The sequence below is a fragment of the Campylobacter concisus genome (assembly GCF_015230035.1).
Taxonomy (GTDB): domain Bacteria; phylum Campylobacterota; class Campylobacteria; order Campylobacterales; family Campylobacteraceae; genus Campylobacter_A; species Campylobacter_A concisus_BK.
This window is the reverse complement of record NZ_JAAKZD010000004.1, coordinates 167,102-173,332: the sequence shown is the minus strand read 5'-3', so window position 1 is coordinate 173,332 and position 6,231 is coordinate 167,102. Positions and strand designations below refer to the sequence as shown.

Sequence of the window (6,231 nt, the reverse complement as noted above, 5' to 3'; positions counted from 1 at the left end):
AGTATCTGTGCTTCCATCAGGGAATGTTACAGTTACAGAAGTGTCTTTCTCATGGTTCTCTACCTTACCAGTTATCTTAGGATCATCATTGTCGATTGGATCGATTGATGGTTTATTAGCTGGAGTAACGTCGCCTACTTCATTAGAATTTGCTGGACCGCTCTTACCACCATGATCTTCTGCTGTTGCTGTTACAGTCTCACCTGGTTTAAGTGGGGTATGACCTGAAGTTGGAACTTCCCAGCTACCATCATCATTTACTTTTGCAGTATCTGTGCTTCCATCAGGGAATGTTACAGTTACAGAAGTGTCTTTCTCATGGTTCTCTACCTTACCAGTTATCTTAGGATCATCATTGTCGATTGGATCGATTGATGGTTTATTAGCTGGAGTAGTATCTATATCTGCTCCAGTTCCTGCAATGCCACCTGATGCTCCACCGCTTACGCCACCTATCCTCTCAGCGCCTGTTGCACTGTTTAGATCGCCTAAAGAGCGGAAATTTTCACTGATATTTGAGTAGTGACCGCCCTCATCAAATGACGCTGCACCAAGGCTAACGCCATCTCCGCCACCAGCTGCGGCTGCGTTACCACCAGCAGCAGTCTCTTCCAGTTTTGTTAGATCTTCGCCATTTAGCAACGCTTTTTGTAAGTCGCTAACATCTGCTACGGTATTTGGTTTTTCTCCTGCGGCTACATTTTCATCAAGCTTTAACGACTCATCACCCAAAATAGTGACATCTTTGCCATTATCCATTGAAACTACGGCTTTAGAAGCTGCTGAAGATGTTTTTATAACCTCTCCAAGATATAAAGCATCCCCAACTTTTAAAACGCGGCTAACGCCGTTTTGATCTACAGCCACCACTAAGCCCGAAATTTGTTTGATTACTCCTACTTGAGTTGCCATAAAAGTCCTTTCTCCTTTAGATTATTTTGCATTATTATAAGTAAAAATATAATTATTGTAAATTGTACCTAAGTACAATGTTTATTTGCAAACTGCGATAACCTCAATTTCTACAAGTGCATCTTTTGGCAAAGTCTTCACAGCCACCGTGCTTCTGGCTGGATATGGCTCTTTGAAAAATTTAGCGTATGTGACATTTACTTTAGCAAAATCTGCCATATCTGCTAAAAAGATCGTAGTCTTTATGACATTATCAAAACTAAGTCCAGCCTCAGCCAAAATGTTTTGTAAATTTGTAAGTGACTGCTGCGCTTGTGCCTCTACATTGCTGCCTGCAAACTCACCTGCTGGTGTGACGCCAAGCTGACCTGAGATAAATAAAAATCCATTCGCGCTAATCGCCTGAGAATATGGTCCGATCGCTTGTGGGGCGTTTTTTGTTGAAATTTGTTTTTTCATATCTTCTCCTTTGAAATTTGGCAAAATCCTACTATAAATTTCTAAATTTTTAGGCACCAAAGGCTATAATGAGCAAAATTTCAAAAGGACAAAGATGCAAATAACCCTTGCACCAAACGAATTTTTAGATGACTACGTGCTTGGCGCTCAGCTTGCCAAAAACGCCGGCATCTCATCAAACGCCTACCTCTTTTGGAAAAATGCGATCAGCGCTAAATTTGAAAACTCGCGCATCGTTTTTCTTAGAAAAAAGAGCGTCCCAGAGAAATTTGCAAGCGCTTTACAAGCTTGCACGCCCTTAAATGGCCTCGTGCCAACTGGCGTTTTTTGCTCATTTACCTCGCTTGCCCCTTCGCACCTTGTCGCCAAAAATGGCTCTAAAATTTATGATCTTTTTGAATTTCATGAAATTTGCGGTATCAAATTTTTAAATTTAAAGAAATTTTATGATGATTTCGAGCTTAACTACTCGTATAGGATTTACATCGAAAAGTGCAAATTTTTCTCGCCAGCGCCCTTTGAAAAGCGCATAAAACTAACTGAGACTATGTGTCTTGGCTACTACTAGCCACCTCGTAAACGATTAGCGCCTCGGTTTTGTAGCCCCCTATCCTATCTTTATATAGTAAAATTTCGTCGTTTTCTCTTTTGGCGTAAATTTTGATGTGAGCGGAATTTGTGCTCTCGTCGTAGTCTTCATATATAAATTTAAACTCTTCGCTACTCAGCGTGATAAACTGCAACGCCTGAAACGAAACAGCAAAGACCAACTCCTCGCTAATGCCACTTGTTCTAAATTTATCAGCTAATTTCACAACAAACGACCCCACATCGCTAAAATACTCTTCAGGGCTCTCATACTCGCTTTCAAAGACCACTATCTCATTTAGCGACCACTCATTTTGCGTCTTATTTTCTTCAAATTTCTGCCTTTTTCTTATGGCACTTTTTAAAAATATCCCTTGCGGTTTTAAGATAAAGCCCTCGTTTAAAATTTGCTTTAGCTTTAAATTTACTAGCTCGCTTTTGGTTTTGGTAAAAAATTTAAGTAGTGGCTTTGCTTGATCGTTGTAAAAAGTTTTCATTTTGGGAGAAATTCCGCTAGCCCCAAAGCTAGCGGATCAAATTTAGATTTTTTTGTAAGGTGCTTGACCGACTTCGTAGAAGTTATTGCCCTCGCAGTCGATAGCGACTATCGCTGGGAAGTCCTCTACTGTGAGCCTTGCGACTGCCTCTGGTCCTAGCTCTGGATAAGCCAAGACTTCATATTTTTTGATACTTTGGCTAATGACCGCTCCGATACCGCCGATAGCGACCATATAAACACAGCATGATTTTTTCATCGCATCAACCACTGCATCATTACGGTAGCCCTTGCCGATCATGCCATTTATGCCAACTTCGTTTATCATAGTTGGTGTGTATTTGTCCATTCTGCCGCTTGTTGTTGGACCTGCTGCACCGATAGCTTGGTTTGGTTTAGCTGGTGTTGGTCCGACGTAGTAGATAGTCTCACCCTTTAGCTCAACTGGCAACTTCTCGCCACGTGCTAGAGCCTCTGTTAGTGCCTTATGAGCGGCGTCACGAGCTGCGATGATAGTGCCTGAGATTAGGACATTGTCGCCTGCTTTTAGGCTTTTTACCACCTCTTTATCAAATGGTGCTGTTATTCTTTTTACTTCTGACATGTTATCTCCTTAAAGCTCGGCGTCTGCGTGGCGTGCAGCGTGGCAGTTGATATTTATGGCTACTGGTAGGCCTGCGATGTGAGTTGGATACCACTCAACATTTACTTTTATGGCAGTTGTATCGCCACCAAGCCCTTGAGGTCCGACGCCTGTTTTGCTAGCAAGCTCAAGAAGCTCATCTTCGAGTTTTGCATATCTAGCATCGGCATTTTTGCTATCTACTGGACGAACTGCGGCTTGCTTGGCTAGAAGTGCAGCTTTGTCCATGGTGCCGCCTATGCCAACGCCTATTGTCATTGGAGGGCAAGCGTTTGGTCCAGCGTATTTTACAGCCTCTAAAAATACCTTTTTAACGCCCTCTATGCCATCAGCTGGCACAAGCATTTTTAGTATTGATTTGTTCTCACTACCAAAGCCTTTTGGAGCGACTTTTATCTTTAGCTTATCGCCTGGGACGATCCTAGTGTGGATGACTGCTGGAGTGTTGTTTGTGGTATTTTTTCTCTCAAAAAGCGGCTCAGCAACGACTGATTTTCTAAGATAGCCCTCGGTGTAGCCCTTCGCAACGCCCTCATTGATCGCATCTTCGATATATCCGCCCTCGATATGCACATCCTGACCGATCTCGACAAAGACAACAGTCATGCCAGTATCTTGGCAAATAGGCGCAACGCCCTCTTCTGCTAGCTTGGCATTTTGCAAAATTTTGCCCAAGATATCTTTACCAAGAGATGAGCTCTCAATGGTTTGTGCTTTTGTAAAAGCAGCCTTTAGATCTGGTGTAACGACGTAACAGGCTTGTTTGCAAAGCTTTGCAACAGTCTCTTTTATATCTTTTACGTTTACCGTTCTCATTTATCCTCCTCGTAAAAAACAATTTTTAATTATATAAATTATATGTAAAATTTAAGATTAAATTATAATATTAAATTTAATCACCCAACCTCGGTGTTTAAATACTCTTAAGCAACTTTGGATAAACTACAACAAACTTAAATTTCAAAGGAAAAGTTATGAATTCGTTAGTCATCGTGATACTTGTTGTCGCAGTCATTTTTGTCTTTTTCATCAGCCTTTACAACTCACTCGTTGCAAAGCAAAACCAGGTAAAAAGCGTGGAGGCTGGCATCGACGCACAGCTAAAAAGAAGATATGACCTCATACCAAATTTAGTAGCTACTGCAAAAGAGTACATGGTGCATGAAAAGAGCCTACTAGAAAACATCACTGCCCTTAGAGAAAGCGCTAGAAGCGCATCAACAAATGAGGAGAAATTTGAGTTAAATAACAAAATTTCAAGCTTGCTAAATGGTTTAAGAGTAAGCGTAGAAAACTACCCAGACCTAAAAGCAAATCAAAATTTACTTCACATCCAAAGCACGCTAAATGAGATTGAAGAGCAAATTTCAGCTGCGCGCCGTGCTTACAACTCAGCCGTTGAAATTTACAACAACGCCACACAGATGTTTCCTTCAAACATCGTAGCTTCAATGTTTGGCTTTCACAAAGATGTATTTTTTGACATCCCTGAAAATGAAGCAGCTGCTCCAAACGTCGGTGATCTTTTTAAAAAATAAGGCATAAAAAATGCAAGCAGACGAACTAAAAGGCATCGATCTAAGCGATCTTGACGAGCTTGAAAAAGAGCGCCTTGCCATGGGGCAAAAAGCCTTTAAAATGATCGCTTATGGCTTTCTTGGCATCATAGTTGCAACTGGTTTTTTGGCGTCACTGCACCTTGGAAATTTATTTTTCTTTTTGTTAATCGGCGGAGTTTTTTATCTTGGCAAGACGATAAATGGGCTAAAAAACGAACTTGTAGCAAAATTTAAACAAAAAGTAGTTGGCGTCATCGTAAAAAACTATGGCCTAAATTTCAGCGCAAATGGCGGGCTAAGTTTGAATGATTTTTTAAAAATTTATGACGCTGATGTCAATAGACACAATGCAGAAGATATGATCTACGGACAGATCGATAACACGCAGTTTAAGCTTTGCGATTTTTATGCGGCAAAAGAAGTAAAGGGCGAAAAAAGCACTACTACAACAGTGAAATTTCAAGGCATTTTGCTAAAGGCTGAGTTTAAAAAAGAGCTAAACGCCACGATCTATGTCTGCGACAAAAAGCGAACATCTGATCTAAGAAGCGAGGGCGAGCAAGCGACGATGGATAACCCTAAATTTAACGAGCTTTTTAAGACCTACACGACCGATCAGATCGCAGCTAGATACGCTCTAACGCCAAAGCTGATGGAAAATTTCACCAGATTAAGAACCAAATTTAACGCCCCGCTCTCGGCAGTGTTTTTAAAAAATGAAATTTTTATCGCGATCGATCTTAGAAAGGATAGCTTTGAGCCTGATCTTAAAAAGCCGATAAACAGCAACGAGAGCGTGCAAAACTACATCTCAAGTATCAGTGACTTTTCGCAGATCATGCACGATCTGGAGCTAAATAAAAACATCTGGAAGAGCTAAATTTATAAAATATCAGAAAAGAAAAAGCTCAAAGAGGGCGACATATTTTACGTCTATAATGATTACTACAAGAGATATTTCTTTGGCAAAATCTTAGTTGATATCATGAACCGTTTTATAAAGCGAGCAAATGAGGGGCTTCTTTGGCCGCTTGATTTTTTTAGTGACTGCTACTTGGTTGCTGTTTATAAAGATATAGTAGATACACCAGTGCTAAAAAGCCGTGAATTTATCATCCCGGGAAGCTTCATCTACAAAAGCAGTTTCAACCGCAAAAATAAAGACGCTATAAAGTGGGTATATTATGATCACGAAGATATCAACTACCAAGAGTTAGAATTTCCAGAGTATATCGTCAGCAGCAATGATAAAATTTGCCTACAACGAGGAGAGCTTAGCATACCAACTGGCTTAACTCGCGCGCAATATGAGAATGAATTTAACATTACTGGCAGCAAAACTGGCGGCATAAACTACTCAAATGCCCTGCTTTTACAAGGCTTGCCAGCATATAAAGAGAGGATAGATTATAGCGATCTTCGCCTCCTACCAGAGCTTCGTAAAAAGATATATGAGATGATAGGTGAGGACCCAGGCATGCCGTACTACGAGCTAGCATTGAAGCACGGCAAAGATCTAGCACGCTTTTATCAAGATAAAAACTAGACTACAAAAGAGCTATTAAGAGGCGTTG

9 protein-coding genes are annotated in these 6,231 nt (G+C 40.8%); 4 read left to right on the top strand and 5 right to left on the bottom strand.

Features of this window, described 5'->3' with window-relative positions:
• Both G6W41_RS04140 and G6W41_RS04135 read right to left on the bottom strand, forming a co-directional pair.
• Positions 1–912 (bottom strand): retention module-containing protein (locus G6W41_RS04140; protein WP_194170701.1); only part of this gene is annotated, 912 nt, incomplete at its 3' end.
• 81 nt (positions 913–993) lie between these two features.
• On the bottom strand, positions 994–1,371 hold the full coding sequence (locus G6W41_RS04135; RefSeq protein WP_194170700.1) for a RidA family protein: 378 nt from the start codon (positions 1,369–1,371) through the stop codon (positions 994–996).
• A gap of 94 nt (positions 1,372–1,465) precedes the next feature.
• Here G6W41_RS04135 and G6W41_RS04130 point away from each other — a divergent pair, with 94 nt between their 5' ends.
• Positions 1,466–1,939, top strand: a complete 474-nt coding sequence (locus G6W41_RS04130; RefSeq protein WP_194170699.1) for a cysteine permease — start codon at positions 1,466–1,468, stop codon at positions 1,937–1,939.
• On the opposite strand, the gene G6W41_RS04125 is transcribed toward G6W41_RS04130, so the two are convergent.
• Genes G6W41_RS04125 through G6W41_RS04115 form a run of 3 tightly spaced genes read right to left on the bottom strand, consistent with a single transcriptional unit; the run spans position 1,917 to position 3,914 of the window.
• Positions 1,917–2,456 carry a hypothetical protein gene (locus G6W41_RS04125; RefSeq protein WP_194170698.1) on the bottom strand — a complete coding sequence of 180 codons (540 nt, stop codon included), beginning with the start codon at positions 2,454–2,456 and terminating at the stop codon, positions 1,917–1,919. The two genes, G6W41_RS04130 and G6W41_RS04125, sit on opposite strands and share 23 nt — an antisense overlap.
• Positions 2,457–2,498: 42 nt before the next feature.
• Positions 2,499–3,059: a Fe-S-containing hydro-lyase gene (locus G6W41_RS04120; RefSeq protein WP_002942950.1), complete on the bottom strand. Its 561-nt coding sequence runs from the start codon at positions 3,057–3,059 to the stop codon at positions 2,499–2,501.
• A gap of 9 nt (positions 3,060–3,068) precedes the next feature.
• Positions 3,069–3,914 (bottom strand): fumarate hydratase, encoded by an 846-nt coding sequence (locus G6W41_RS04115; protein ID WP_194170697.1) that lies wholly within the window; start codon positions 3,912–3,914, stop codon positions 3,069–3,071.
• Between the two features lie 158 nt (positions 3,915–4,072).
• Here G6W41_RS04115 and G6W41_RS04110 point away from each other — a divergent pair, with 158 nt between their 5' ends.
• From G6W41_RS04110 to G6W41_RS04100, 3 genes are all read left to right on the top strand, one after another.
• Positions 4,073–4,636, top strand: coding sequence for a LemA family protein (locus G6W41_RS04110; protein WP_103647144.1), 564 nt, complete (start codon positions 4,073–4,075; stop codon positions 4,634–4,636).
• A 10-nt stretch (positions 4,637–4,646) separates the two neighbouring features.
• Positions 4,647–5,537, top strand: coding sequence for a DUF3137 domain-containing protein (locus G6W41_RS04105; protein WP_194170696.1), 891 nt, complete (start codon positions 4,647–4,649; stop codon positions 5,535–5,537).
• 105 nt (positions 5,538–5,642) lie between these two features.
• Positions 5,643–6,203: a sugar transporter gene (locus tag G6W41_RS04100; protein ID WP_242039896.1), complete on the top strand. Its 561-nt coding sequence runs from the start codon at positions 5,643–5,645 to the stop codon at positions 6,201–6,203.
• Positions 6,204–6,231 lie beyond the last annotated feature (28 nt).